23 protein-coding genes are annotated in these 25,242 nt (G+C 73.1%); 8 read left to right on the top strand and 15 right to left on the bottom strand.

The features are described 5' to 3' along the window. Positions 1–14: 14 nt before the first annotated feature. The 6 genes from rpmF to ELX43_RS06800 all read right to left on the bottom strand — a co-directional run bounded on the left by rpmF (position 15) and on the right by ELX43_RS06800 (position 6,248). On the bottom strand, positions 15–194 hold the full coding sequence (gene rpmF, locus ELX43_RS06825) for a 50S ribosomal protein L32 (RefSeq protein WP_127782706.1): 180 nt from the start codon (positions 192–194) through the stop codon (positions 15–17). A 2-nt stretch (positions 195–196) separates the two neighbouring features. Continuing rightward, complete coding sequence (locus ELX43_RS06820) at positions 197–829, bottom strand: DUF177 domain-containing protein (RefSeq protein WP_127782705.1); 633 nt, start codon at positions 827–829, stop codon at positions 197–199. Between the two features lie 176 nt (positions 830–1,005). After that, positions 1,006–1,707 carry a DivIVA domain-containing protein gene (locus ELX43_RS06815; protein WP_127782704.1) on the bottom strand — a complete coding sequence of 234 codons (702 nt, stop codon included), beginning with the start codon at positions 1,705–1,707 and terminating at the stop codon, positions 1,006–1,008. 118 nt (positions 1,708–1,825) lie between these two features. After that, entirely contained in the window at positions 1,826–2,314 is a 489-nt protein-coding gene (gene coaD, locus ELX43_RS06810; protein ID WP_127782703.1) for a pantetheine-phosphate adenylyltransferase, read from the bottom strand. Then, on the bottom strand, positions 2,311–2,877 hold the full coding sequence (gene rsmD / locus ELX43_RS06805; protein ID WP_127782702.1) for a 16S rRNA (guanine(966)-N(2))-methyltransferase RsmD: 567 nt from the start codon (positions 2,875–2,877) through the stop codon (positions 2,311–2,313). Before rsmD ends, coaD begins: the two co-directional genes overlap by 4 nt. Next, positions 2,874–6,248, bottom strand: coding sequence for a pyruvate carboxylase (locus tag ELX43_RS06800; RefSeq protein ID WP_127782701.1), 3,375 nt, complete (start codon positions 6,246–6,248; stop codon positions 2,874–2,876). The genes rsmD and ELX43_RS06800 overlap by 4 nt, the downstream gene beginning before the upstream one ends. 189 nt (positions 6,249–6,437) lie before the next feature. On the opposite strand from ELX43_RS06800, the gene ELX43_RS06795 reads away from it, so the two are divergent. From ELX43_RS06795 to ELX43_RS06770, 6 genes are all read left to right on the top strand, one after another. Next, positions 6,438–6,806 carry a hypothetical protein gene (locus tag ELX43_RS06795; RefSeq protein WP_206518130.1) on the top strand — a complete coding sequence of 123 codons (369 nt, stop codon included), beginning with the start codon at positions 6,438–6,440 and terminating at the stop codon, positions 6,804–6,806. After that, the gene (locus ELX43_RS06790; RefSeq protein WP_127782699.1) at positions 6,799–7,236 is read left to right on the top strand and encodes a hypothetical protein; all 438 of its coding nucleotides are present in this window, start codon (positions 6,799–6,801) and stop codon (positions 7,234–7,236) included. Before ELX43_RS06795 ends, ELX43_RS06790 begins: the two co-directional genes overlap by 8 nt. Positions 7,237–7,823: 587 nt before the next feature. Next, entirely contained in the window at positions 7,824–11,795 is a 3,972-nt protein-coding gene (locus tag ELX43_RS06785; protein WP_277601728.1) for a Pls/PosA family non-ribosomal peptide synthetase, read from the top strand. After that, entirely contained in the window at positions 11,792–12,538 is a 747-nt protein-coding gene (locus ELX43_RS06780; protein ID WP_127782697.1) for a BPL-N domain-containing protein, read from the top strand. The genes ELX43_RS06785 and ELX43_RS06780 overlap by 4 nt, the downstream gene beginning before the upstream one ends. Beyond that, on the top strand, positions 12,535–13,893 hold the full coding sequence (locus ELX43_RS06775; RefSeq protein ID WP_127782696.1) for a heparan-alpha-glucosaminide N-acetyltransferase domain-containing protein: 1,359 nt from the start codon (positions 12,535–12,537) through the stop codon (positions 13,891–13,893). The genes ELX43_RS06780 and ELX43_RS06775 overlap by 4 nt, the downstream gene beginning before the upstream one ends. After that, a complete protein-coding gene (locus ELX43_RS06770) occupies positions 13,890–14,705 on the top strand; it encodes a BPL-N domain-containing protein (protein WP_206518129.1) in 816 nt (271 codons plus the stop codon). Before ELX43_RS06775 ends, ELX43_RS06770 begins: the two co-directional genes overlap by 4 nt. 12 nt (positions 14,706–14,717) lie before the next feature. Here ELX43_RS06770 and recG read toward each other — a convergent pair whose 3' ends face one another. Further along, a complete protein-coding gene (gene recG, locus ELX43_RS06765) occupies positions 14,718–16,940 on the bottom strand; it encodes an ATP-dependent DNA helicase RecG (RefSeq protein ID WP_127782695.1) in 2,223 nt (740 codons plus the stop codon). 4 nt (positions 16,941–16,944) lie between these two features. Beyond that, complete coding sequence (locus ELX43_RS06760) at positions 16,945–18,576, bottom strand: DAK2 domain-containing protein (RefSeq protein ID WP_206518128.1); 1,632 nt, start codon at positions 18,574–18,576, stop codon at positions 16,945–16,947. Between the two features lie 199 nt (positions 18,577–18,775). Between ELX43_RS06760 and rpmB the strand changes: the two genes are divergently transcribed. Further along, positions 18,776–18,967 carry a 50S ribosomal protein L28 gene (gene rpmB / locus ELX43_RS06755; RefSeq protein ID WP_127782694.1) on the top strand — a complete coding sequence of 64 codons (192 nt, stop codon included), beginning with the start codon at positions 18,776–18,778 and terminating at the stop codon, positions 18,965–18,967. A 73-nt stretch (positions 18,968–19,040) separates the two neighbouring features. Here rpmB and ELX43_RS06750 read toward each other — a convergent pair whose 3' ends face one another. The 5 genes from ELX43_RS06750 to ELX43_RS06730 are packed head-to-tail and all read right to left on the bottom strand — an operon-like array spanning position 19,041 to position 22,480. Further along, on the bottom strand, positions 19,041–19,682 hold the full coding sequence (locus ELX43_RS06750; RefSeq protein WP_127782693.1) for a hypothetical protein: 642 nt from the start codon (positions 19,680–19,682) through the stop codon (positions 19,041–19,043). Between the two features lie 49 nt (positions 19,683–19,731). After that, on the bottom strand, positions 19,732–20,409 hold the full coding sequence (locus ELX43_RS06745) for a uracil-DNA glycosylase (RefSeq protein ID WP_127782692.1): 678 nt from the start codon (positions 20,407–20,409) through the stop codon (positions 19,732–19,734). Between the two features lie 34 nt (positions 20,410–20,443). After that, complete coding sequence (locus ELX43_RS06740; RefSeq protein WP_127782691.1) at positions 20,444–20,965, bottom strand: gamma carbonic anhydrase family protein; 522 nt, start codon at positions 20,963–20,965, stop codon at positions 20,444–20,446. 10 nt (positions 20,966–20,975) lie between these two features. Then, on the bottom strand, positions 20,976–21,461 hold the full coding sequence (locus ELX43_RS06735) for a GNAT family N-acetyltransferase (protein WP_241249814.1): 486 nt from the start codon (positions 21,459–21,461) through the stop codon (positions 20,976–20,978). Positions 21,462–21,508: 47 nt separating this feature from the next. After that, entirely contained in the window at positions 21,509–22,480 is a 972-nt protein-coding gene (locus ELX43_RS06730) for a thiamine-phosphate kinase (RefSeq protein WP_127784735.1), read from the bottom strand. A 220-nt stretch (positions 22,481–22,700) separates the two neighbouring features. On the opposite strand from ELX43_RS06730, the gene ELX43_RS06725 reads away from it, so the two are divergent. After that, positions 22,701–23,243 carry a DUF3515 domain-containing protein gene (locus tag ELX43_RS06725; protein WP_127782690.1) on the top strand — a complete coding sequence of 181 codons (543 nt, stop codon included), beginning with the start codon at positions 22,701–22,703 and terminating at the stop codon, positions 23,241–23,243. A gap of 12 nt (positions 23,244–23,255) precedes the next feature. Here the strand turns inward: ELX43_RS06725 and ELX43_RS06720 are convergent, their stop codons facing one another. Further along, positions 23,256–24,362 (bottom strand): D-alanine--D-alanine ligase family protein, encoded by a 1,107-nt coding sequence (locus ELX43_RS06720; RefSeq protein ID WP_127782689.1) that lies wholly within the window; start codon positions 24,360–24,362, stop codon positions 23,256–23,258. Positions 24,363–24,433: 71 nt separating this feature from the next. Then, positions 24,434–25,237: a membrane dipeptidase gene (locus ELX43_RS06715; protein WP_164860597.1), complete on the bottom strand. Its 804-nt coding sequence runs from the start codon at positions 25,235–25,237 to the stop codon at positions 24,434–24,436. Between the last annotated feature and the right edge of the window lie 5 nt (positions 25,238–25,242).

The raw sequence follows: 25,242 nt of genomic DNA, 5'->3' as shown, positions 1-25,242 counted from the left end.
TTGATCCCGCGGACTCAGACCGCGGTGACCTGACGGTTGTTGTAGGTGCCGCAGGACGGGCAGGCGATGTGCGGGAGCTTCTGCTCGCCACACGCCCGGTTGGGGCAGGTCACCAGGGTGGGAGCAGTGGTCTTCCACTGGCTACGGCGGTCCCTGGTGTTGGCACGGGACATCTTGCGCTTCGGGACGGCCACGACTACTTCTCCTCGAGATCGGTTGGCGCACCGTCATCGGTGCTGTGCTTGGCGCTGGGCTCCGGAACACCGGCCTGGTCGAGCTTGGCCGACAGCGCGGCCCAACGGGGATCTATGGTCTCATGCCCGTGCCCGGGTTCTGCAATCGCCAGCTGAACACCACACTGGGCGCACAGTCCGGGGCAGTCCTCCGAGCACAACGGCTGCAGCGGCAGGTCGAGCACGATGGCCTCGGTGACGGCCGGGGCGAGGTCGATCAGCTCGTCCTCGACCATCCTGGCCTCGTCGTCCTCCTCGGCCTGCTGCGGCGTCTTGGCCGGGTAGTAGTACAGCTCGGTGAGGGTGATCTGCACCGGCCGGGTGAAGGTCTCCAGGCAGCGCGAGCACTCGCCGACCGCCGACGCGGTGACGGTGCCGCTGACGAGCACGCCCTCCATCACCGACTCCAGGCGCAGGTCGAGCTCCAGCGGGTCGCCCTGGGGCACCGCGATGAGCTCCAGCCCGATGCGTTCCGGGGCGTCGACGGTGCGCTCGACGGTGCGCATGCTGCCCGGCCGGCGGCCGAGCTCGCGGGTGTCCAGCACCAGGGGTGCAGACGGGTCCACGTGCGTGCCGGAGTGACTGTGTGCTGGCATGACGGCTGCTCGTGTCTCCTTGCAGGTCTCAGTTCATGGGTGTCTCACGTGGGTGCTCGCGGGAGGAGCTCCGGGGCGCGACGGTGCGCCCAGCGGTACCGCGGTGTCGCCGGCTCAGCACCGGGCAACCACACCACGATACGCGCGAGGCAGGGTGGCCGCGCTCGGCCGGGCGCTCAGCTGCGGTAGTCGGGGGTGCCGAGCCCGGCCCGCAGCTGCTGGCGGCCGCGGGTGATGGTGCGCAGGGTGCCGGTGAGGGTCTCCTCGAAGGTCGCCAGCTTGGTGTCCACGTAGACGTCACACTCCGCTCGCAGGCGGTCGGACTCGTCGTGGGCGGCGTCGATGATCTTGGCCGACTCGTCCCTGGCCACCTGAACGATCTCGGTCTGCGACACCAGGCGGCGCTGCTCGGCCTCGCCCTCGCTGACCGAGCGCTCGTAGGAGCTCTCGCCGGCGGTGACCATGCGCTCGGCCTCGGCCCGGGCACGGGAGGTGAGCTTCTCGAACTCCCGCTCGCCCTCGTCGATGGTGCGCGAGGCCTGCCCCTGGGCGTCGGTGATGATCTGCTCGGCGCGGTCGCGGGCCTGCGCCACCATCCGCTCGGCCTCGGCGCGGGCACTGGCCAGCGTGGCCTTGGCCTCCGCGTTGGCCGCGGCCACGGTGCTCTCGGCCTCGGCGCGGGCGTCGCCCACCACCTTGTCCCGGTGGTCGATCACGTCCTGGGCGTCGTCGAGCTCGCCGGGGATGGCGTCACGCACGTCGTCGAGCAGCTCCAGCACGTCCCCGCGCGGCACCACGCAGCCTGCGGTCATCGGGACGCCGCGCGCCTCTTCGACGATGGCGACCAGCTCGTCGAGCGCCTCGAAAACCCGGTACAAACGTCAACCCCGATCATCAAAGGAAAGTGCGAGTCAACCCGCTCGGCACAGTGTGCCCGCCCGCGCCGGGCTCAGCGGGCACCGCCGGCGGCGTGTCGTCACCGAGCGATTCGCGTGGTCACTGAGAGGCGTTGGCGGCCAATCGTTCCAGCAGCCGGGTGTGCACCAGATCGGGAAGCAGGTGCGAGACGTCACCACCGTAGGTGGCCACCTCCTTGACCAGCGAGCTGGACACGAAGCTGTACAGCGGGTTGGTGGAGATGAACAAGGTGTCCACCCCGGAGAGCTGCTGGTTCATCTGCGCCATCTGCAGCTCGTAGTCGAAGTCGCTGACTGCGCGCAGGCCCTTGACGATGGAGCGCAGGCCGTGCGCCTTGGCGTAGTCGACCAGCAGGCCGTGCGAGGAGTCCACCCGCACGTTGGGCAGGTGCGCGGTGCACTCCCGCAGCATGTCGATGCGCTCGTCCACCGTGAACAGGCCCTGCTTCTTCTTGTTCACCAGCACCGCGACGACGAGCTCGTCGAACAGGTGGGAGGACCGCTCGATGACGTCGAGGTGCCCGTTGGTGACGGGGTCGAAGGAACCCGGGCAGACCGCACTGCTCATGGCACGGGACCGTAACAGGCGGCGATCTCAACCCTGGTCTCGCCGTAGGTCTTCACCACCTCCGGCTGCAGCCCCTCCGGCCACTCGGTGACCGCACCCCTGGCCGACCTCTCCAGCACCACCAGCGAGCCGTCGGCGACGAAGCCGTCGGTCACCAGCGTCTGCAGCACCCGGGCCACGGCCTGGTCGGTGACCGCGTACGGCGGGTCGGCGAGCACCAGGTCGTAGGGCTGCTCCGGCGGGGTGCCCAGGGCGGCGGCCACGCTGCAGCAGCGCACCGTCGCCCCGGGCAGGGCCACGGTGCTGACGTTGTTGCGGGCCACGGCGGCGGCGCGGGCGTCGGACTCCACCAGCAGCACCTCTCGGGCGCCGCGGGAGAGCGCCTCCAGCCCCAGCGCACCCGAGCCCGCGTACAGGTCCAGCACCCGGGCGTCGTCGAGGTCGGTGCGCGCGTGCAGCGCGCTGAAGATGGCCTCCCGCACCCGGTCGGAGGTGGGGCGGGTGCCCTTGGTCGGGACGGTCAGCCGCCGCCCCTTGGCGGACCCGGCGATGATCCGCGTCACTCCAGAACCACGAGCAGGTCGCCGCCCTCCACCGGGGAGACCCCGCTCAGCGCCACCCGCTTGACCGTGCCGGCCACCGGCGCGCTGATGGCGGCCTCCATCTTCATGGCCTCGATGGTGCCGATCGGGTCACCCTCGGCAACCTCGGCACCCTCCTGCACCGACAGGGTGACCACGCCGGCGAAGGGTGCAGCCACGTGCCCGGGGACAGCGCGGTCGGCCTTCTCGGTCACCGGGGCGTCCGAGGCGACGCTGTGGTCGCGCACCTGCACCGGGCGCAGCTGCCCGTTGAGGGTGCACATCACCGACCGCATGCCCCGCTCGTCGGGGTCGGAGATCGCTTCCAGGCCGATCAGCAGGCGCACCCCGGGCTCCAGCTCCACCTCGTGCTCGGCGCCGTAGCGCAGCCCGTAGAAGAACTCCCCGCTGGCGAGCACCGAGGTGTCGCCGAACTGCTCGCGGTGCTCGACGAACTCCCGGGTGGGCCCGGCGAAGAGCAACCGGTTGAGGGTCTCCCGCGGAGCGTCCCGCAGCTGCTGCTCGTCCTCGGCGGTCAGCTCGGGCGTGGGCTCGGCCTCCGCCCGACCCTCCAGCGCGCGGGTGCGGAACGGCTCGGGCCAGCCACCAGGGGGCACGCCCAGCTCGCCGCGCAGGAAACCGATGACCGAGTCGGGGATGTCGAAGCGCTTGGGGTCGGCCTCGAAGTCCTGCACCGACACCCCCGCGCCGACCAGCTGCAGGGCGAGGTCGCCCACCACCTTGGACGAGGGGGTCACCTTGACCAGGTGGCCGAGCATCCGGTCGGCCCCGGCGTACATCGCCTCGACCTCCTCGAAGCGCTCCCCCAGCCCCAGCGCGATGGCCTGCTGGCGCAGGTTGGACAGCTGCCCGCCGGGGATCTCGTGGTGGTAGACCCGTCCCGTCGGTGCGCTGAGCCCGGCCTCGAACGGCGCGTAGACCCGGCGCACCGCCTCCCAGTACGGCTCCTGGTCGCACACCGCCTGCAGGTCCAGGCCGGTGGCCCGCGGGGTGTGGTCGGTGGCCGCCACGATGGCCGAGAGCGCGGGCTGGCTGGTGGTGCCGGCCATGGAGGCCATGGCGCCGTCCACCGCGTCGGCACCGTGCTCGGCAGCGGCCAGGTAGGTGGCCAGCTGGCCGCCGGCGGTGTCGTGGGTGTGCACGTGCACCGGCAGGTCGAACCGCTCCCGCAGCGCGCCCACCAGGGTGGCGGCAGCCGGGGCACGCAGCAGCCCGGCCATGTCCTTGATGGCCAGCACGTGCGCACCGGCCGCCACGATCTGCTCGGCCAGGCCCAGGTAGTAGTCCAGGGTGTAGAGCTTCTCCGCCGGGTCGGACAGGTCGCCGGTGTAGCAGAGCGCCACCTCGGCGACCGCGGTGCCGGTGGCGCGCACGGCGTCGATGGCCGGGCGCATCTGGTCCACGTCGTTGAGGGCGTCGAAGATCCGGAAGATGTCGATGCCGGTGCTGGCCGCCTCGGCCACGAAGGCGTCGGTCACCCGCTCCGGGTAGGGGGTGTAGCCCACGGTGTTGCGTCCGCGCAGCAGCATCTGCAGGCAGATGTTGGGCACCGCCTCGCGCAGGTCGGCCAGCCGGTCCCACGGGTCCTCGGCCAGGAACCGCAGCGCCACGTCGTAGGTGGCGCCGCCCCACGCCTCCAGGCTCAGCAGCTGCGGCGTCATCCGGGCGACGTGGCCGGCCACCGCCAGCATGTCCTTGGTGCGCACCCGGGTGGCCAGCAGCGACTGGTGGGCGTCGCGAAACGTGGTGTCGGTGACGGCGAGGGCCTTCTGCGCCCGCAGGTCGGCGGCGAAGCCCTCCGGGCCCAGCCGCAGCAGCCGCTGGCGGGAGCCGTCCGGCGGCGGTGCGTCCAGGTCGATCGCGGGCAGCTTCTCCAGCGGGTCCACCGCCACCGGCACCTCGCCGTTGGGCTGGTTCACCGTGACGTCGGCCAGGTAGGTGAGCAGCTTGGTGCCGCGGTCGGCGGAGGCGTTGGCGTTGAGCAGCTGGGGGCGCTCCTCGATGAAGGAGGTGGTGACGCGCCCGGCCCGGAAGTCCGGGTCCTCCAGCACCGACTGCAGGAAGGGGATGTTGGTGGACACCCCGCGGATGCGGAACTCGGTGACCGCCCGTCGTGCCCGGGCCACGGCGGTGTCGAAGTCGCGGCCGCGGCAGGTCAGCTTGACCATCATCGAGTCGAAGTAGGCGCCGACCTCGGCGCCCAGGGTGGTGCCGCCGTCCAGCCGCACCCCCGCGCCGCCCGGCGAGCGGTAGGCGGTGATGCGACCGGTGTCCGGGCGGAAGGCGTTGTTGGGGTCCTCGGTGGTGATCCGCAGCTGCACCGCGGCACCGTGCAGGACGATGTCCTCCTGCGCCAGGCCCAGGTCGGCCAGCGACTCCCCCGCGGCCACCCGCATCTGCGCCTGCACCAGGTCCACGTCGGTGACTTCCTCGGTGACCGTGTGCTCCACCTGGATGCGGGGGTTCATCTCGATGAAGACGTAGTTGCCGTCGGCGTCCAGCAGGAACTCCACAGTGCCCGCGCAGGAATAGCCGATGGCGGTGGCGAAGCTGACCGCGTCGTTGCACATCCGCTCGCGGAGGGCCGGGTCCAGGTTGGGCGCCGGTGCCATCTCCAGCACCTTCTGGTGGCGACGCTGCACCGAGCAGTCGCGCTCGTAGAGGTGGATGACGTTGCCCTGGCCGTCGGCGAGCACCTGCACCTCGATGTGGCGGGGGTTGAGCACCGCCTGCTCCAGGAACACGGTGGCGTCGCCGAAGGCTGACTCCGCCTCCCGCATGGCGGCCTCGATGTTCTCCCGCAGGTCCGCCGGCTCGATCACCCGGCGCATGCCGCGCCCGCCACCCCCGGCCACCGCCTTGACGAACACCGGGAAGGTCATGTCCTCGGCGACCGCCAGCAGCTGCTCCACGTCGTCGGTGGGCTCGCTGGACGCCAGCACCGGCAGGCCGGCCTCCCGGGCCGTGGCGATGGCCCGCGCCTTGTTCCCGGTGAGCTCGAGGACCTCGGCGGAGGGGCCGATGAAGGTGATTCCGGCCTCGGCGCAGGCCGCCGCCAGGTCGGGGTTCTCGGAGAGGAAGCCGTACCCGGGGTAGATGGCGTCGGCGCCGCAGCGCTGGGCCACCGCAATGAGGTCGGGCACCGAGAGGTACGCCCGGACGGGGTGGCCCTCCTCGCCGATCTGGTAGCTCTCGTCGGCCTTCATCCGGTGGCCGGAGTTGCGGTCCTCGTAGGCGAAGACGGCGACGGTGCCCGCCCCCAGCTCGTAGGCCGCACGAAAGGCACGGATGGCGATCTCGCCACGGTTGGCAACTAGCACCTTCTGGAACATGGTCGCTCGCCTCTCAGGTGACGTGCCTGGCAACGCTACCGGGTGGTGCCGGTCATGATGCCGAGCCGGACGCGCCGGGTGCTGACGAGCAGCACGTGGCCTTGCCCACCCGCAGCCGCGGGCGCCGTCCCCGGCCGCCACGTGCCGCCGTCGATGGCCGATACTGACCGGCATGAGGAAGCGCGGGCAGTGACGGGGCTGCTCTCCGGCACCATCTCGGTCGGCGCCCTGCTCGGGGCGCTGTGGTGTCTGGTCATGCTCATGCTCAGCGGCCCCAAGGGCCACCGGCTGCTGCTGGGTTGGCTCGCCCTGGTCGAGGTGGCGCTGGTGGTCCAGGCGGTGGTCGGCATCAGCAAGATCTTCGGGGAGCACCGGCACATCGCCAGCGCCACCTTCGTGGGCTACCTGCTGGGCGCGCTGCTGATCCTGCCGGCGGCCGGGTGGTGGTCGCTGGCCGAGCGGAGCCGGTGGGGCGTGGGAGTGCTGATGGTGGGGTGCCTGGTCATCCCGGTGCTGGTGGTCCGGATGAACCAAATCTGGTCGGGCTACGGTGCCTGAGCGCTGGGGTGACACCCCCGCCGCGCCGCGCACCCGGGCCGCCGCCACTCGCAGCGGCCCCGGCCGCCTGCTCATCGCCGTGTACGCGATCTTCGCCCTCTCCGCGACGGCCCGCTCGGTCGTGCAGCTGGGCACCCAGCTCGACCGCGCTCCGCTGGCGTACTCCCTCTCCGCGCTCGCCGCGCTGATCTACGTGCTGGCCACGGTCACCCTGGCCCGGGGCGGCGCGCTGTCCCGACGGCTGGCCACCACGGCGATCACGGCGGAGCTGGTGGGCGTGCTGGCGGTGGGCACGGCCAGCCTGGTGTTCCCGGACGCCTTCCCCGACGCCACCGTGTGGTCGGACTTCGGCGCCGGCTACGGGTTCGTCCCGCTGGTGCTGCCGGTGCTGGGCCTGTGGTGGCTGCGGCGCACCGCCCGGCACCCCTGACCGCCTCGGGGCCGGTGGGCGCAGCTGCGTGTGGTGGCGTGTTCCGGAAGGCTCACCCACTGTCATCTCGACCACCCTCGGTGATACCCACGGACAGAACGGGACCGCCCGAGGATGGTCGCGGCACCCGGTCCGTGCGAAACACCCACGGCCCCACCGTGGACGAACCTCCGCGCACTCACACCGCCGGCAGCGAGGCCGTCAAATTGTTCAGCACAGCGTAAACAATGGTGTGACATTGTGCTCCTGAGAGGTTGCCTGAGCACATTTTCTTGACTCGTCCATATGCACGTCAGGTAGCCCACGGTGCACTTTGCGTGAGCATTTGTTCGTGCGGGTTTTTCTGTTGTTTAACGTGGTCCTCATGCGCTAGATTTGCGCCCGAAACAGGCTCTCCTGCGGCGGGCTCCCCCATTCTTGGCGGGACGCGCGCAGCGGAGGGCTGCGCATTGCCGGGGTGCGCTCCACCAGAACTCCGCTCGACAAGGAGCTCGATGAACACACCCGTCTCGCAAGGGGCTGCTCGTGCCGCAACCGCTGCAAGACCGGTCGCCAAGACTGCGCAGCGACTCCACCAGTTCTTTGAGATAACTTGCGACAGAACGCCTCTCAGCACCGCTGTGGACTGGGAGGGGGTCTTGGTCAGCTACGCCGAGCTCGAGGCGAGAGCAAACCGGTTGGCCCACCACCTCGTCTCACGCGGCGTCAGGCCGGGTGCACGGACAGCCATTCTTCTGCACCGATCACTCGACACCTACGTCGCACTGCTGGCGATTGGCAAGGCGGACAACACATTTGTTCCGATTGACCCCGCAGCGCCGGCCGATCGCGTGGCATTCATCATCGCCGACGCGGGAGTCGAGTTCGTGGTCACGTCGTCCTCGCTGTCGAGTGCCCTTCCCGCATTGGCGTGCACCACAATTGAGGTCGACACCGACCGCGCGCCCATCGAGCTGTCCCCCTCGCACCGGCGCCGCCCGGTGCCCCGCGTCGGTGACGATCCAGACCCGGACGGGGCCGACCCGGTCGCCTACGTGATGTACACCTCCGGGTCCAGCGGACGCCCCAAGGGCGTGCAGATCGCCCAGTCCAGCATCTGCAACTTCCTGCGCGTGGTGCCCCAGGTCTACGACGTCCGTCCGGTCGACCGCGTGTACCAAGGCATGACCATCTCCTTCGACTTCTCCATCGAGGAGATCTGGCCCACCTGGGCGGTCGGCGCGGCCCTCGTCGTGGGACCGACCGACTCCCGCCGGCTGGGTGCCGAGCTCGCCGACTTCCTGGACGACGCCGGCGTCACCGTCCTGTACTGCGTGCCCACCCTGCTGGCCACCATCCCGCGCGACCTGCCCCGCCTGCGCAGCGTGCTGGTCGGCGGCGAGGCGTGCCCCGCGCAGCTGGTGGAGCGGTGGAGCAGGCCCGGGCGCCGGATGCTCAACACCTACGGCCCCACCGAGGCCACCGTCACCGCGACCGTCGCCGAGCTGCTGCCCCGTGCTCGCGTCACCATCGGCAGGCCGCTGCCCACCTACACCGTGGTGCTGCTCGACGACGACCGCGCCGAGGTGGCGCCCGGAGAGATCGGCGAGATCTGCATCGGGGGCCCTGGCGTGGCCCTCGGATACGTGGGCCGGCCCGACCTGACCGCCGACCGCTTCGTCCACCACCGGCTGGCGCCGGCGCCGGGCCGGCTCTACCGCACTGGCGACCTCGGGCGCCTGACGCCGGAGGGCGAGCTGGAGTACCACGGCCGCGCCGACGCCGAGGTGAAGATCCGTGGGCACCGCGTCGACCTCGGCGAGATCGAGAGCGTGCTGCTCGAGGACCCGGCGGTGACCGAAGCCGTGGTGGCGCTGAGCGCCGACCCTGCCGACGCCGCCTCCTCCGGCGAGCTGGCCGCCTACGTGGTGCAGGGCGCTGGGGTCGAGGTGCCCCGCGACGTGCTCACCGAGCGTCTGCACGAGCAGCTCGTCCAGCGGCTGCCCGCGTACATGGTGCCCGTGTTCCTCGACGTCGTGAGCGCCCTGCCCACGATGCCCAGCGGCAAGGTCGACCGCACCAGGCTGCCCCGACCCGCCCGTCGCCTGGCGCTGCGCGGCGGGCCCGTGGTGGAGCCGGAGGGCCCGGTGGAGGAGCAGGTGCGCACCGCCTGGGCTGCGGCGCTCGGGCTCGAGCCCGAGGCGCTCTCGGTGGAGGCGAACTTCTTCAGCGACCTCGGAGGCCACTCGCTGCTCGCCGCGCAGGTGGTCTCCCGCCTGCGGGAGGTGCCGGAGAGCGCGGGGGTGGCGCTGCGCGACCTCTACGACCACCCCACCGTGCGGGGCATGGCCACCCAGCTCGCCGCCCGGTCGGGCCACCGCACGGCACCTACCCGTCCGCGGCCGCGGGCGCTGCGGCACAGCACCCGGCGCATCGCGGTCGCCGGCGGCTGGCAGGCGGCGTCCATCTACCTGCTGCTGCTGGTGGTGACCCTCCCGGTGGTCTACGTCTACACCGAGAACGACGGCTTCGTCTCCGTCCAGGTGCTGGCCCAGCTGCTGGTCGCGATCCTCGTCAGCTACCTCAACGTGCGCTGGGTCCTGCCCATCCTGGTCGGTCGGCTGATGGTGGCCGGAATCAGACCGGGCCGGTACAAGCTCTGGGGTGTCACCTACCTCCGGATCTGGTCGCTGAACCTGTTGCTGTCCATCAGCCCGCTGCCCGTGCTCAGCGGCTCACCGCTGGCCGCGCCGTACCTGCGGCTGCTCGGCGCCAAGATCGGCACGCACGCGCAGATCGCCACCAGCGCGATCAGCCTGCCCAGCATGCTGCGCATCGGCGACCGCGCGGCCGTGGGCTACGGCGTGTCCCTCAACCCGTGGCGGGTGGAGGACGGCTGGGTGGTCGTCGAGCCGATCACCATCGGCAGCGACGCCTTCGTCGGTGCCCAGGCAGTGCTGGACCCCGGCGCGACGGTGCAGGCCGAGGCCGCCCTGGGCGAGCTGTCGGTGCTCAGCGACGGCGAGACGGTCCCTGCCGGCCACCGGTACGCGGGGTCGCCGGCGGAGCCCGTCGACCGGCTGTCGGTGACCGTGGAGTCGATGCTGGTGGACGAGCCCTGCCGCGACGGCTGGCGGCCTGGGCAGCTCGCGGCGGTGGCCGTCGGCGCCTTCGCCCTCGAGATCGCCGCCATCGCCATGATCGTGCCCAGCGTGGCTCTGGTGTGGTGGGCGCTGCTGGCCTTCGGGGTCATCGCCGGGCTGCTGGCCACCCTGCTGGCCGGGCCCGTCTTCGTGCTCACCGTGTGCGCGGTGGTGCTGGTGGGCAAGCGGGTGATCCTGCCGAGCCTGCCCCTGGGGGCGCACCCGCTGCGCTCGGGGCTGGGCGTGCGCAAGTGGCTGGCGGACAAACTCATCGAGTTCAGCCTGATGTTCACCAACTCGCTGTACGCCACGCTGTACACGGCGCCGTGGCTGCGGCTGCTCGGTGCCGACATCGGCCGCGGTGCCGAGGTGTCCACCGCCGCGCACCTCGACCCCGACCTGCTCACGCTCGGCGACGACAGCTTCGTGGCCGACATGGCCAGCCTCGGTGCCGCCACCTTCGTGGGGGGACGGGTGATGTTCCAGCGCACCGAGATCGGCGCGCGCTCGTTCGTGGGCAACGCGGCCGTCGTCGCGGCGGGTGCCAGCATGGGCGACGGCTCCCTGGTCGGGGTCTGCACGGCGCCCCCGGAGTCCGGGGTGCCGCCGGGGACGTCGTGGCTGGGCTCCCCCGCCATGCGGCTGCCGGTGCGCCAGGACAGCGGCTCCTTCCCCGAGGAGCTCACCTTCCGGCCCACCCGCCCGGTGGTGCGCCACCGCCTGCTCATCGAGCTCCTGCGGGCCACCCTGCCCGCATCCGTGCTGGGCGTGAGCTTCTACCTGTACCTGTGGGTGCTCTCCGACGTCACCCGCGGTCGGGACATCGCGGTGCCCGCGCTGGTCTCCCCCCTCATGACCATCCTGTCCGGGCTCGCGGTGGTGGCCTTCTGCGTGGCGGTCAAGCGCAACTTCATCGGCACCTACCGCCCCCGCGTGGAACCGCTGTGGAGCCGCACGGTCCGCCACAGCGAGCTGGTCACCGGCCTCTACGAGGCGGCCGCGGTCCCGGCCGCCGTGGGGATGCTGGTGGGAACTCCCTTCCTGCCTCCGCTGCTGCGCGCGTTCGGCGCCAAGGTCGGTCGCGGCACCTGGATCGGCACCACCTACCTCACCGAGTTCGACCTCGTGGAGATCGGTGACGACGCCGTCATCGGGACCGAGGTGTCGCTGCAGACGCACCTGTTCGAGGACCGCGTGATGAAGATGTCGGTGGTCACCGTCGAAGCGGGGGCCACCGTCGGCACCCGGGCGGTGGTGCTCTACGACGCCGTGGTCGAGCGTGACGTCTCGCTCGGGTCGCTGTCGCTGGTGATGAAGGGCGAGCACCTGCCCGCCACCACCGAGTGGCGGGGCATCCCCGCCCAGGCGGTGGACCGGCTGCCGAGCGGCGGGCAGGCAGGCACCGGCCTGCTGGCGGCTGCGGGGGCAGCGCGATGAGGCGGTGGCTCGGGCGCACCAGCGCGGAGCCGGAGGCCACGCGGGCCGGGCCCGACGGCGCACCGCTGGCGCTGGTGTACCGCGGACCTGCCTCGGTGCCCGGCTGCTCCGAGGCGGTCGCCGAGCTGCTCAGCGCCAGCCGCTGGGGCTTCGCGGTGCGCTACGTCGGACCCCACGAGCCGCATCCCCTCAGCGCCGCGACCCTGGCGGGGGCGGCGGTGTACGCGCAGCCGGGGGGCGCCGACCTGGGGCCCGCCTACCGCCGGCTGCGCAAGCACCGGCACGACATCCGCGGGTACGTCCAGGGCGGTGGCCGGTACCTCGGTTTCTGCCTCGGCGGATACCTCGCGGGCGCCACGCCGGGGTTCAAGCTGCTGCCCGGCGACACCGACCAGTACGTGGTGAGCCGTGGGGCCACCGTGCGCACCACCGACGACACCCTGGTGGAGGTCTGCTGGGGCGACGACCGGCGAGTGCTGTTCTTCCAGGACGGCCCGCACTTCGAGATCTCTGCCGACGAGGGGACCACGGTGATGGCGACCTACCCGAACGGGACGGTGGCCGCCCTGGTCACCGGGTACGGCGCCGGCCGGGTCGGCGTGGTCGGCCCGCACCCGGAGGCCACCAGGGACTGGTTCACCGACGCGGGGCTGCCCGACCCCGGCCGCCGGCGGCGGGACGCCGCCGCCGCCCGCGGGCAGGACCTCGGGCTCGCCCTGGTCGACGCGGTGATGTCCCCGTGACCGCCGCCCTGCGCACGGGCGCCACCCCGACCACGGCGCTGCGGCCCTCCCCGGCGCCCCGGCCCTCCCCCGTGCCGCGCACGGCAGGCCCGGGGGCGGTGGGTCAGCTCCCTCGGGCTCGGCTGAACGGGATCGACGCCGCGCGCGGCATCGCGCTCGTCGGGATGATGGCCATCCACGCCCTGCCCGACTTCGACCCGGACACTGGTGCGCCCACCTGGAGCTTCCTGGTCTTCGGCGGGCGATCCGCCGCGCTGTTCGCGGTGCTCGCCGGGGTGTCCGTCGCCTTCATGACCGGCCGGGCCCGGGTACGACGGGGGGCCGCGGTTCCCACCGCCGTCGGGCTGCTCGCCCGGGCGGGGGTCATCGGCTGCATCGGTCTGTTGCTGGGCTACGCCGACCCCTCGCTGGCCATGGTGATCCTGCCGTACTACGCGATGATGTTCGTCCTGGTCGCTCCCCTGGTCCTGCTGCCCACCTGGGCGGTCGCCGGCGCAGGCGTCGTCGCGGCGGTGGGGGGACCCGCGCTGACCCACGTGCTGCTGCCGCACCTGCCCGCCCCGTCGCTGGACAACCCAGGCTTCGGCGACCTGGTGCAGGGTCCCGGCCAGCTGCTCGCGGAGGTGACGCTCGTGGGTGAGTACCCCGCGCTGCCGTGGATGGCCTACCTCTGCGCGGGACTGGTGCTGGGGCGCCTGTCCCTGGGCCGGGCGAAGGTGGCGCTCGTGACGCTGGTCAGCGGGCTCGTGCTCGCCGTGGCCGCGGCGGTCACGTCCTCGCTGCTGCTGCACACCTACGGCGGGGTGGACCGCATCCGTGCCGCGGTGGACGCCAGCAACCTCACCACCTCCGAGACCGAGGACGTGCTGGTCTTCGGCGGCGACGGCACCACCCCCACCTCCACCTGGTGGTGGCTCGCGCTGGACAAGCCGCACACCAGCACCCCGCTCGACCTGGCCGCCACCACCGGGGTGGCGCTGGCGGTGATCGGAGTGCTGCTGCTGGTGGGCCACCTCGCCTGGCCGCCGGTGCGCCGGGTGCTCGGCGCGGTGCAGGCGCCGCTCGTGGCCGCCGGGACGATGACGCTGACGCTGTACACCGTCCACCTCATGTTCATCAACTCCGCCCACGACACCTATCCCGCGATGACCAGCTACCTGCTGCAGGTGGTGGCGGTGCTGGCGCTGGGACTCGCGTGGCGGTCCATCGCCGGCCGCGGCCCGCTGGAGACCCTGGCCACCGGCGCCGCCACCCGGGCGCGGCGCCGGGTCCTCGCCGTGGCCTCCGCACCGCCCTCCCGCAGGTCAGGCGGACGGCACCGGCAGCGGGCCCGGCACCGGTGGGCGCCGCGGTGAGCGAGGCGCGGGTCACCCGACGACAGCTGCTGCTGGGCCTGGGCGGAGCCGGCGTGCTGGCGGCGGCCGGTGGGGTGGGCGTGCTGAGCATCGACCGCGACAGCGGCCCGCTCGCCCTGGTGTACCGCGGGCCCGCGGCCACCCCGGGCTGCCCCGAGGCGGTCACCGCGCTGCTGCGCAGCGCCCACTTCCGCACCTCGTACGTGGGCCCCGACGAGGACCTGTCGCTGTCCGCGGACACCCTGGCCACGGCGACGGCGTACGCCCAGCCCGGCGGCGCCAACCTCGACCCGGCGTGGGACGAGATCAGTGCGGACACCGAGGTGATCCGGGCATGGGTCCGCCAGGGCGGCAGCTACCTCGGCTTCTGCCTCGGCGGCTACCTCGCGGGCGCGACGCCGGGGTTCCGGCTGCTGCCTGGTGACACCGAGCAGTACGTCACCCTCGACGGGGCCACGGTCCGGACCACCCGCGACACCATCGTGTCGGTGCTATGGCGCGGGGTGCCCCGGCGGATGTACTTCCAGGACGGGCCGGTCTTTCGGATCGCCCCCGGCGCCGACGCCGAGGTGATCGCCACCTACCTCACCGGGGAGCCGGCCGCCGTCGTCTCCTCCTACGGCAGCGGCCGGGTGGGCGTGGTGGGCCCGCACCCGGAGGCCGACCAGTCCTGGTTCGACTCCGCCGGGCTCAACAGCGCCGGCGTCCTCAGTCACGACCTGGGGATCGACCTGGTCAAGGCCACCACCTGGCGCCCCAGCGCGCAGGGTCCGGGTCCCGTGGGCCCGACCTCCACCCGGTACGGCGGGTGAGCAGACCCCCGCTCAGGCCTTGACCAGGTAGCTGACCCGCTCGCCGTCCAGGGCTGAGGTCACCATCGCGGCCAGCCCGGGGTGCGCCTGGAGGGTGGGGTCGCCAGCGACGATCAGCTCCGCCTGCTCGCGGGCGGCGGCGATCACCTCAGTGTCGCGCAGCAGCGAGAGCATCCGCAGCGACGACTTGTGCCCGGACTGCGCCACGCCCAGCACGTCGCCCTCCCGGCGCTGCTCCAGGTCCAGCTGGGCCAGCTCGAACCCGTCGGTGGTGGCGGCGACGGCCTCGATGCGCTCGCGGGAACGACTGCCCGGCGCGGCGCTGGTGAGCAGCAGGCACAGCCCGGCGTGCCCGCCCCGGCCCACCCGGCCGCGCAGCTGGTGCAGCTGGCTCACGCCGAAGCGCTCGGCGTCCATGATCACCATGGTGGTGGCGTTGGGCACGTCCACGCCCACCTCGATCACCGTGGTGGCCACCAGCACGTCGATCTCGCCCCCGGCGAAGGCCCGCATGATGGCGTCCTTCTCGTCGCTGGGCAGCCGCCCGTGCAGGGCCTCCACCCGCAACCCCGCCAGCGGTCCCGCCGCCAGCTCCGGCGCCACCTCCAGCACCGCCGACGTCTCCGGGCCCTCGCCCCCCTTGGCGGCCGCCACCTCGTCCTCCGCCGAGCCGTCGTCGCCGATGCGCGAGCACACCACGTAGGCCTGCCTGCCGGCCGCCACCTCCTCGCGCACCCGCTCCCAGGCACGATCCAGCCAGGCGGGCTTCTCCAGCACCGGCACCACCGAGCTGGCGATCGGTGAGCGCCCCCGGGGCAGCTCGCGCAGCGTGGAGACGGTGAGGTCACCGAACACCGTCATCGCCACGGTGCGCGGGATGGGGGTGGCGGTCATCACCAGCAGGTGCGGGGTGGCGCCGTCGCGGCCACGCTCGCGCAGGGCGTCGCGCTGCTCCACGCCGAAGCGGTGCTGCTCGTCCACCACCACCAGGCCCAGGTCGAAGAACTGCACGGTGTCCTGGATCAGTGCGTGCGTGCCCACCACGATCCCGGCGTCGCCGGTGACCACCTCCAGCAGCGCCCGGCGCTTGGCCGCGGTCGGCATGGAGCCGGTGACCAGGGTGACCCGGGTGGCCTGCTCGGCGCTGTCCAGCTCACCGGCACGACCCAGCGGGCCGAGCATGTCCGCCAGCGAGCGGGCGTGCTGGGCGGCGAGCACCTCGGTGGGCGCCAGCAGCGCAGCCTGGCGGCCGGCGTCCACGGCGGCGAGCATGGCCCGCAGCGCGACGACCGTCTTGCCCGAGCCCACCTCCCCCTGCAGCAACCGGCTCATCGGGTGCGTCTGGGCGAGGTCGGCGGCCACCTCCGCGCCCACCTGCTGCTGGCCCTCGGTGAGCGCGAACGGCAGCTGGCGCTCGAAGGCGGCGGCGAGGCCGTCCGGGCGCGGGGGCAGCGCCGGGGCGCTGCGCTCGGTGTCGGCGTGGCGGCGCTGGGCCAGCACCAGCTGCAGGGCCAGCGCCTCGTCGAAGCGCAGCCGCTGGCGGGCCGCGGCCAGCTCGGCCTCGTCCTCCGGCAGGTGCACCGCCCGCAGCGCCTGGCCCAGCGGCGCCAGCTGGTGCTCGGTGCGCAGCTGCTCCGGCAGCGGGTCCACCGGCTCCTCCAGCACGTCCAGCACCACCCGCACGCACTGCGCCACCGTCCAGGACGGCAGCCCGGCCGCGGAGGGGTACACCGGCAGCAGCGGGCGGGTGAAGTCGCGCTCGTCGGGCACCGCGGCCAGCCCCAGCACCCCCGAGCCCTCCGAGGAGCTGGCGGTGAGGTGGTCGTCGTCGGGCAGCAGCAGGTACTGCGGGTTGGTCAGCTGCAGCGACCGGCGGTAGCGGCTGACCTTGCCGGCGAACAGCCCGCGCCGGCCGCGGGTGAGCTCCTTGGCCAGGTGGGGCTGGTTGAAGTAGGTGCAGGTGAGCTCGCTCCGGCCGTCGGTGATGGTGAGCGTGAGGATGGTGCCGCGACGCTGCTGCATCTTGCGCAGGTCCACCTTGGCGATGCGCGCCATCACCGTGACGTGCTCGTCCTCCTCCAGCCCGGCGATCGACGTCAGCTCGCCGCGCTCGGCGTAGCGGCGCGGGTAGTGCCGCAGCAGGTCGTCCACGGTGTGCAGGTCCAGCGTCTTGGCCAGGGCCTTGCCCGCCTTCTCCCCCAGCACGTGCCCCAGCGGGTCGGTCAGCTGCGCCACGGGCTCACTCCACCCCGAGCACGGCGACGTCTCCCAGCACGCCACCTGGGTAGACCACCAGCTCGACCCCGGGGTGCACCGCCTGCACGTGGTCGGCCATCTCCTGCTCCAGCGTCGCGTCCATCCCCTCCCCCGTCAGCACCGTCACCAGCTCACCACCGGCGTCGAGCATGCGGTCCAGCAGACCGCGCACCGCCTCGGACTGCTGCTCGGCCGGGTCGTCCCCGCGGGCGATGAGCACCACCTCGTCGTCCAGCAGGCCCAGCACGTCGCCGGGCTCGCAGCGGCCCACCCAGGTCAGCGCCTGCTCGCGGGCCACCCGCACCGCGCCGCGGCGGGTGGCGGTGGCGGCCTCGGCCATGGCCAGGGTGTCGTCCTCGTGGTCGCGGCCGGGGTCGTGCACGGCGAGCGCGGCCAGCCCCTGCACGGGTGAGCTGCTGGGCAGCACCGTCACGCCCTGCCCGGCCTTGCGGATGGCGGCCACCACGTCGATCAGCTCGCGCTGGGGCACCAGGCCGTTGGGCAGCACCGTGACGTGGCCGGCGCGGGTGTCCTCGATGGCGCTGCGCACCGCGTCCGGCTCCACCGGGCCAGGTCCACAGCGCAGCACCACCGCGCCCTCCCCGGCGAACAGCGAGGCCGTCTCCGCCCCGGACACCAGGGCCAGCAGCGCCCGCTCCCTGGTGAGCCGGCCGCTGTCCTGGCGGGGCTCGGCGACGTCGGCGAAGCGGGCCACGGTGATGCGGTGCGGACGCCCGGCCACCACGCCGGCCTCCACCGCAGCGCCGATGTCGTTGCAGTGCACGTGCACCGAGTACAGGTCGCTGCCGTCACCCACCACCACCACCGAGTCGCCGATGGCGTTGAGGTGCTCGCGCAGCCCGGCGACCTGCTCCGGGCCCGTGCCGTCGAGCAGGTACATCACCTCGTAGTCGTGCGCCGACGACCCGCTCTCCCGCTCGGCGGTGAGCATCTCCGCGGGCCGGGCGCTGACGGTGCGCACCGGGTTGGGGGCGGCGGTGCCGGTGACCACGGCCACCAGCGCGTCGAGCATGAGCACCAGCCCCCGGCCGCCCGCGTCCACCACCCCGGCCTTGGCCAGCACGGACAGCTGCGACGGAGTGTGGGCGAGCGCCTCGGTGGCGGCCCGGGCAGCGGCGGTGGCCACCGCGGCCAGGCTGGGCTGCTCCACCCGCTGCGCGGCCTCGGCAGCGGCGTGCAGCACGGTGAGCACGGTGCCCTCCACCGGCTCGCCCACCGACGCGTAGGCCAGCTCGTCGGCCCGGCGCAGCGCCGCGGAGAGGTCGGCACCGGTGAGGCCGGCGTCGGTGGGGACGGTCTCGGCCAGCCCGCGCAGCACCTGGGAGATGAGCACCCCGGAGTTGCCCCGGGCACCGACCAGGGTGCCGCGGGCCAGAGCGGCCGCCGTGGCCGAGCAGCTCTGGCTGACCTCCTCGGGCGCGCGGACCAGGGCGTCCAGCCCCGCCCGCAGGGTGTGCAGCAAGTTGCTGCCCGTGTCGGAGTCGGCAACCGGAAAGACGTTGAGCCCGTTGATCTCCGCGCAGTGGGTGGTGAGCACCTCCACGCAGGCGTCCGCCCAGCGCCGTAGTGCGGCGGCGTCGAGCAGCTGCAGCACCTGACGTCTCCTTGGTGTGCTCCGGGGTGATCAGCCCCGTGGGCGGGTCACCTGAGACTATCCGCGTGCCCCGACAGCGCGACTGGTGCCCGGGCGGCGGGGCGGCGGGACTGCTGGTGGGGTCGTTTGTCTGAGCCGGCGTGCGCCCGCTACGCTAGCCGGGTTGTCCGTGAAGTAATGACTATCGAGGAGTCCGACTATGGCTGCCGTCTGTGACGTCTGCGCCAAGGGACCCGGCTTCGGCATGTCGGTCTCGCACTCGCACCGACGTACCAAGCGCCGTTGGGACCCCAACATCCAGACGGTTCGCGCCGAGGTGTCCCCCGGCAACCGCAAGAAGCTCAACGTCTGCACCTCCTGCCTCAAGGCGGGCAAGGTCGTTCGCGCCTGAGCTGGTTGTGTGAAACAGACCCGGTGGTTCTCCACCGGGTCTTTTTCGTGCCCGCTCACCGGCCCCAGGGCGGCTAGTGCCGTCGCTGGGCCAGCACCACCATGGCCTCGGCCTTGGCGCTGGACCACGCGCCCACGTAGTTGCGCAGCGTCTGCCCGCTGGGCGCGCCCGGCGTGCGGCGGGCCCAGGCGGTGTAGTCGGCGTAGGAGCCCGTCGGCCGCTCCGACGCGAGGTAGTCGGCCACCGCCTCCAGCACCGACTGGCGCGTCCAGCCCCGCGAGTAGCTCACCCGCCCCTTGTTGACGGCCAGGCCCGCCGCCTCGCAGCCGGCGTTCCAGGAGCCGAAGCGCTGGATGATGCGGGCGCTGGAGGGGCCGCTGGTGTTCACCGCGTCGTACTTGCTCACCGCCAGCGGGCTGCCCAGGGTGGCCGCCGCGTGCTGCAGGCAGGCGATGATCTCCGCGTCGCTGAACTCGGGCACCCGCGCCCGGGTCTCGGTGAGCAGCAGCCCCGCCTCGGACCCGAGGATCTCGCTCACCCGCTCCACCGGCACCCCCACGCCCGCGGCCACGGCATCGCGGCCGCACCCGGGGTGCTTGCTGATCCAGGCGCGCACCGCACGCTCGGTCTGCCGGTCGTCGGTGTCCTGCTCGGTCACCACCTGTGCCCCGCCGGGTCTGCTCGTGCCGTCGGGGAGGTGGTTGCCGGGCGTCATCACTCCACTGTGCCTCACGCCGAGAGCCCGAGCCACGTCACCCGGCGTGTCAGGGCAGGCGCCAGTCCACCGGCTCCTCGCCCAGGTCCTCCAGCTCGGCGTTGACCCGGCTGAACGGGCGCGAGCCGAAGAACCCGCGGGAGGCCGACATCGGCGAGGGGTGCGCCGAGGCGATGATCGGCACGTCGCCCAGCAGCTCGGTGAGGGTGCCGGCGTCCTTGCCCCAGAGCACGGCCACCAGCGGGTCGGGCCGGTCCACCAGCGCCCGGATGGCCTGCTCGGTGATCGCCTCCCACCCCTTGCCGCGGTGCGCGGCCGACTCCCCCGGGCGCACGGTCAGCACGCGGTTGAGCAGCAGCACTCCCTGCTCGGTCCACGGCGTGAGGTCGCCGGTGCTGGGCACGGGCAGGCCCAGGTCGTCGGTGTACTCGCGGAAGATGTTGGCCAGGCTGCGGGGCACCGGCCGCACGTCGGGGGCCACCGAGAAGCTCAGCCCCACTGCGTGCCCCGGCGTCGGGTAGGGGTCCTGGCCCACGATGAGCACCTTCACCGCGTGGAAGGGCTGCTGGAACGCCCGCAGCACCGCCGCACCCGACGGCAGGTAGCGCCGTCCGGCGGCCACCTCCGCACGCAGGAACTCACCCATCTCGGCGATGTTGTCGGCCACCGGCGCGAGGGCCTGCGCCCAGCCGGCCTCCACCACCTCGTTCAACGGTCGTCCAGCCACGAGCGCAGATGCTATCCGGCGCCCGGGCTGCCGCTCAGTCCAGCCGGCGCAGCTCGTCGCGGTAGCGGGTGATGTTCTCCAGGTACTTCTGCACCACCGGAAGGGTGGAGCCCTCGGCCACCTCGTGGCCCTCCCGGATGCGGGCCGGCACCCCCAGGGCCATCGTCCGGGCGGGGACCTTGCCGTTGAAGCCCACCACCGCGCCCGCACCGACCACGGCGCCGTCGCCGACCACCGCCCCGTTGAGCACCACCGACCCCGACGCGATCAGGCAGCCGTCGCCGATGGTGGCTCCCTCGACGTGCGCGTTGTGGCCCACCACGCAGTCCGCACCGATGTCGGTGGGGTGCCAGTCGGTGCAGTGCACCACGGTGCCGTCCTGCACGCTCGTGCGCTCCCCCACGGTGATCGTCCCGTAGTCGCCGCGCAGCACCGCCTGCGGCCACACCGAGGCGCCCGCAGCCAGCGTGACGTTGCCGATCACCGTGGCGTCGGGGTGCACGAAGGCGTCGGGGTGGACGGTGGGCGCGATGTCGCCGAGGGCGTAGATGGCCATGGGGGCGAACCTAGCCGCCGAGCACCTTGGCGTAGTAGCGGGCCGACTCCTCGTGCGCGTACAGGCCGAACCGGCCCATCTCGGTGTAGCCGGCGGAGGTGTACAGCGCGATCGCCTCCGGCTGCGCCATCCCGGTCTCCAGGATCATCCGGGTGCGCCCGTGCTGGGCGGCGGTGCGCTCCAGCTCGGCCAGCAGCGTTCGGGCGTGCCCCTGTCGCTGTGCCTGGGGCACCACGTACATCCGCTTGACCTCGGCGTCGCCGTCCTGCACGAACCGCCCGTCGGCGTCCCTGGCCCGCCAGCCGCCCATGCCGGAGGGCACCCCGTCCACGGTCAGCAGCAGGAAGAGCCCGCGGGGCGGCCGGAACTGCTCGGGCTGCAGCACCGTGTCGTCACCGCCGCCGTAGCGTCGGGCGTACTCCGCCTGCACCTGGCTCTCCAGCTCGGCCACCTCGGCGACGCCGTAGTCGACCGGGCGCAGCACCACCTCGCTCACAGCACCACCTGGCTCACAGCTCTACCTGGCTCACAGCACCACCTGGCTCACTTGCCGAACGCCTGCCAGCCGGTGGGGCCGTCGGCCTCGGTCCAGCGCTTGTCGTCCACCTGTGCCCCGGCACCGGCGTGCACCGTGCCGATGGCCTCCCAGCCCTCGGGCAGGGCGGTGCCGGCCGGGAAGGTGGCCAGGAACGCGTGGTCCTCGCCGCCGGTGAGCACCCAGGTCCACGGGTCCACGCCCAGCGCGTTGCCCACGTCCACCAGGCGCTGCGGCGGGGTGAGCGGTCGCCGGCGCAGCTCGATGCCCACCCCGGAGGCGGCGGCCAGGTGCCCGGCGTCAGCCAGCAACCCGTCGGAGACGTCGGTCATGGCCGTGGCCCCGGCCGCGGCGGCGGCCAGCGCGGCGGCGTAGGGGGGCTCGGGCTCGCGGTGGGCCAGCACCACCGCCGCCGGGGCGCGAAAGCCCCGGCTGAGCACGGCCAGCCCGGCGCCGGACCAGCCCACCCGGCCGGCCAGCGCCACCACGTCGCCAACCTGGGCGCCGGAGCGGGTGACCGGCTCCTGTCCGCGCAGGTCACCCAGCGCAGTCACCGAGATCACCACGTTGTCCGACCGCACCACGTCGCCGCCGACGATGCCTGCGCCCAGCTCAGAAGCTGCCGCCCACATCCCCTTGACCAGGCCGTCGACCACCTCGACCGGCGTGCTGGACGGGCAGCACAGCCCCACCAGGAACGCCGTGGAGTGGGCTCCCATCGCGGCGATGTCCGCGGCGTTCTGGGCGATGGCCTTGCGCCCCACCTGCTCGGCCGTGGACCAGTCCAGCCGGAAGTGCACGCCCTCCACCAGCACGTCGGTGCTGGCGACCACGCGGGAGTCGGCGGCGCGCACGATCGCGGCGTCGTCACCGGGACCGAGCAGGGTGGTGTCGGGCTGCACGTGGCCGCGCACGGCCCGGTCGATCACCCCGAGCTCGCCGATGTCGGCGACGGTCTGCTTGCTCGATGCGGACGTAATCGGGGGCCTCCTGCTGGGCTGTGGTCGTGGCGGTGCGGTGATCCGGCTGCGGGTACCTTGGCAGCGATCGGGACGACCCGGTCGATGAGTGGTTCGACGTCGCCGCCGCCGCTCCTGCTTGGCAGCCGTTTCCCTGGCAGTAGTTTCTACCCTGCTGGTGCCCGCCCCTCCGCGGCAGTACCTGCAGTGGCGGCGACCCCGAGTGAGGAGCTGACCGACGGTGTCGCGCACCCATCCCCCTGCTGTCCTCGCCGCTGCCGTGGCCCTGCCGGTGGCCCTGGCCGTGGGCGTGATCGCTGCGGCGGTGATCGCCAAGGACGACAGCGCCGGCGACGGGCCGGTGGTGGTGGGCGCGATCCCTGCCCCGGAGGCGACGTCGCCGGAGTGCACCAGCCTGCTGGCCGCGCTGCCGCAGACGCTCGGCGACGACGAGCGAGCCCAGCTGGTCCAGCCGGCACCGGCCGGGGCTGCGGCGTGGCAGGGCCCGGAGTCAGCCGACCCCGTGGTGCTGCGCTGTGGCATCGACCGGCCCGCCGAGTTCGACACCGCGGCGGCGCTGGTGGAGGTGGACGGTGTGCAGTGGCTGCAGATCTCCGGCGCCGAGGTCGGGCTCAGCTCCACCACGTGGGTGGCCGTCGACCGGGCCGTCTACGTCGGCCTGACCCTGCCCAACGGCACCGGCCCCACCCCGGTGCAGGAGATCTCGTCCACCGTGCGGGCCACCCTGCCCGCCACGGCGCTGGACCCCGCCCCGGTCCGCTAGGGCGTCAGGGCCTCAGCGCAGGCCGGTTCCGCGGGCGACGGCGGTGTCCACGAGGGTGCTCAGCAGGGACGGGTAGTCCATGCCGCTGGCCGCCCACATCTGCGGGTACATGGAGATCGGGGTGAACCCCGGCATGGTGTTGACCTCGTTGATCACCAGCGAGCCGTCCTCGCAGACGAAGAAGTCCACCCGGGCCAGGCCCTGACCGCTGAGGGCGTGGAAGGCCGTCACCGCCATCTCCTGCAGGGCGGTGAGGGTCTGCTCGTCCAGCACCGCGGGGATGTCGTAGGCCACCACGTCGTCGAGGTACTTGGTGTCGAAGTCGTAGAAGGCGTTGTCGTCGTCGGCCTTGAGCAGCCGGATCTCCGCGGGCAGGCTGGCGCGCACGGTGCCGTCGGGCAGCTCGAGCACCCCGCACTCCACCTCGCGGCCCACCACCGCCGACTCGATGACCACCTTGGGGTCGAAGCGCCGGGCCTCGGCGATGGCGGCGTCCAGGTGGTCCCAGCTGGTCACCTTGCTGACGCCGAACGACGACCCTGCCCGGGCCGGCTTGACGAACACGGGAAGCCCGAGCCGCTCGCGCTGCCCCTGGTCCAGGGTGGCCACACCACCGCGCAGCGCCACCTGGGTGCCCCCGGGCAGTCCCTCGGCGGCCAGCAGCTTCTTGGTGAGCTCCTTGTCCATCCCCGCCGCGCTGGCGAGCACACCGGCGCCGACGTAGGGCAGCCCCGCCAGCTCGAGCATGCCCTGCACCGTGCCGTCCTCGCCGTAGGCGCCGTGCAGCACGGGGAACACCACGTCCACCGTGGCGAGCACCTCGCCGGCACGGTCCCGGTCGAGCGCCACCACGTCGCCGCCGCGGTGCGGGTCGACGCACAGCGCCACGGAGACGCCGTCGGGGTCCACGCTGGGCAGGGTGCGGCCGTGGATGGCCAGCGCCTCGGGGTCGGTGGTGCCCAGCACCCACGCGCCGTCCCGGGTGATCCCCAGGGGCACGGCCTCGAAGCGCTCCGGGTCGAGGTGGCTGAGCACGCTGCCCGCCGACACGCAGCTCACGGCGTGCTCGCTGCTGCGTCCGCCGTAGACCACAGCAACCTTGGTGCGTCGTTCAACCATGGGCGCAACGCTACCGGGGTGGCGGGCCGATCCTCCGCCATCCCACTGAGGTGTCACCCACTGGTGTGGCGCTATCCCCGGCCCAGCACCTGCCGGGCCACCCGCACCGCGTTGCCCCCGATCACGGCGGCCGCGTCCGAGGCCGACCACCCCCGCGCGCGCAGCGTGCCGTCCAGTCCCCGCAGCACCTCCGGGGCCACGGCGCCCAGCCCCACGTGCTCGGCGCCCACCAGGGCCACCGCCCGCTCGAGCAGGGCGAGGAAGTCCTCCGCCCCGACCGTGGCGGCGGTTGCCGGGGTACCGATGCCGATCACCCCGCCGGTCGCCGCACAGGCCCGCGCCTGCCCGACGGTGATGGCACCGGGAACCGCGCAGTCGGCGTCCAGCACGCAGTGGCTGATGAGCAGCGGGGCGCGGGTGAGCTCGCACATCTGCACGGTGGCGCGCTCGCTGGCCCCGGCGGCGTCCACCACCATGCCCACCGCGTTGAGCTCGGCGAGCAGCACCTGGCCGTGCTCGGTGAGCCCCGCGTCCACGCGGTCGAGGGCACCCGAGCCGGCGGCGTTGCCGTGGCCGTGGATGGGGGCGAGCACCCGCACGCCGAGGCGGTGCAGCTCGGCGAGCAGGGTGACGTCCCCGTCCAGCACGCCGGCGTCAGCCAGCCCGAGCACCACCACGGTGCGCACGTGGGCGGGGACCTCGACGACCTCGAGCAGGTGCAGGTGCTCGGCGGCACGGACGCGGAGCAGGAGGAGCTCCAGCTCGGCGCGGGAGGTGACCGTCACGGTGAGTCGAGCCAGCTCCGGGTACGCCGGCTGACCGGCCTCTCCGGGAAGACCGTCCGCCCACAGCAGCACCGCTGCCCGGGGCACCATCCTGC

This window comes from Rhodococcus sp. X156 (assembly GCF_004006015.1).
Taxonomy (GTDB): Bacteria; Actinomycetota; Actinomycetes; order Mycobacteriales; family Mycobacteriaceae; genus X156.
The sequence above is the reverse complement of the archived record's forward strand: the minus strand, read 5'-3'. Positions and strand labels throughout refer to the sequence as shown.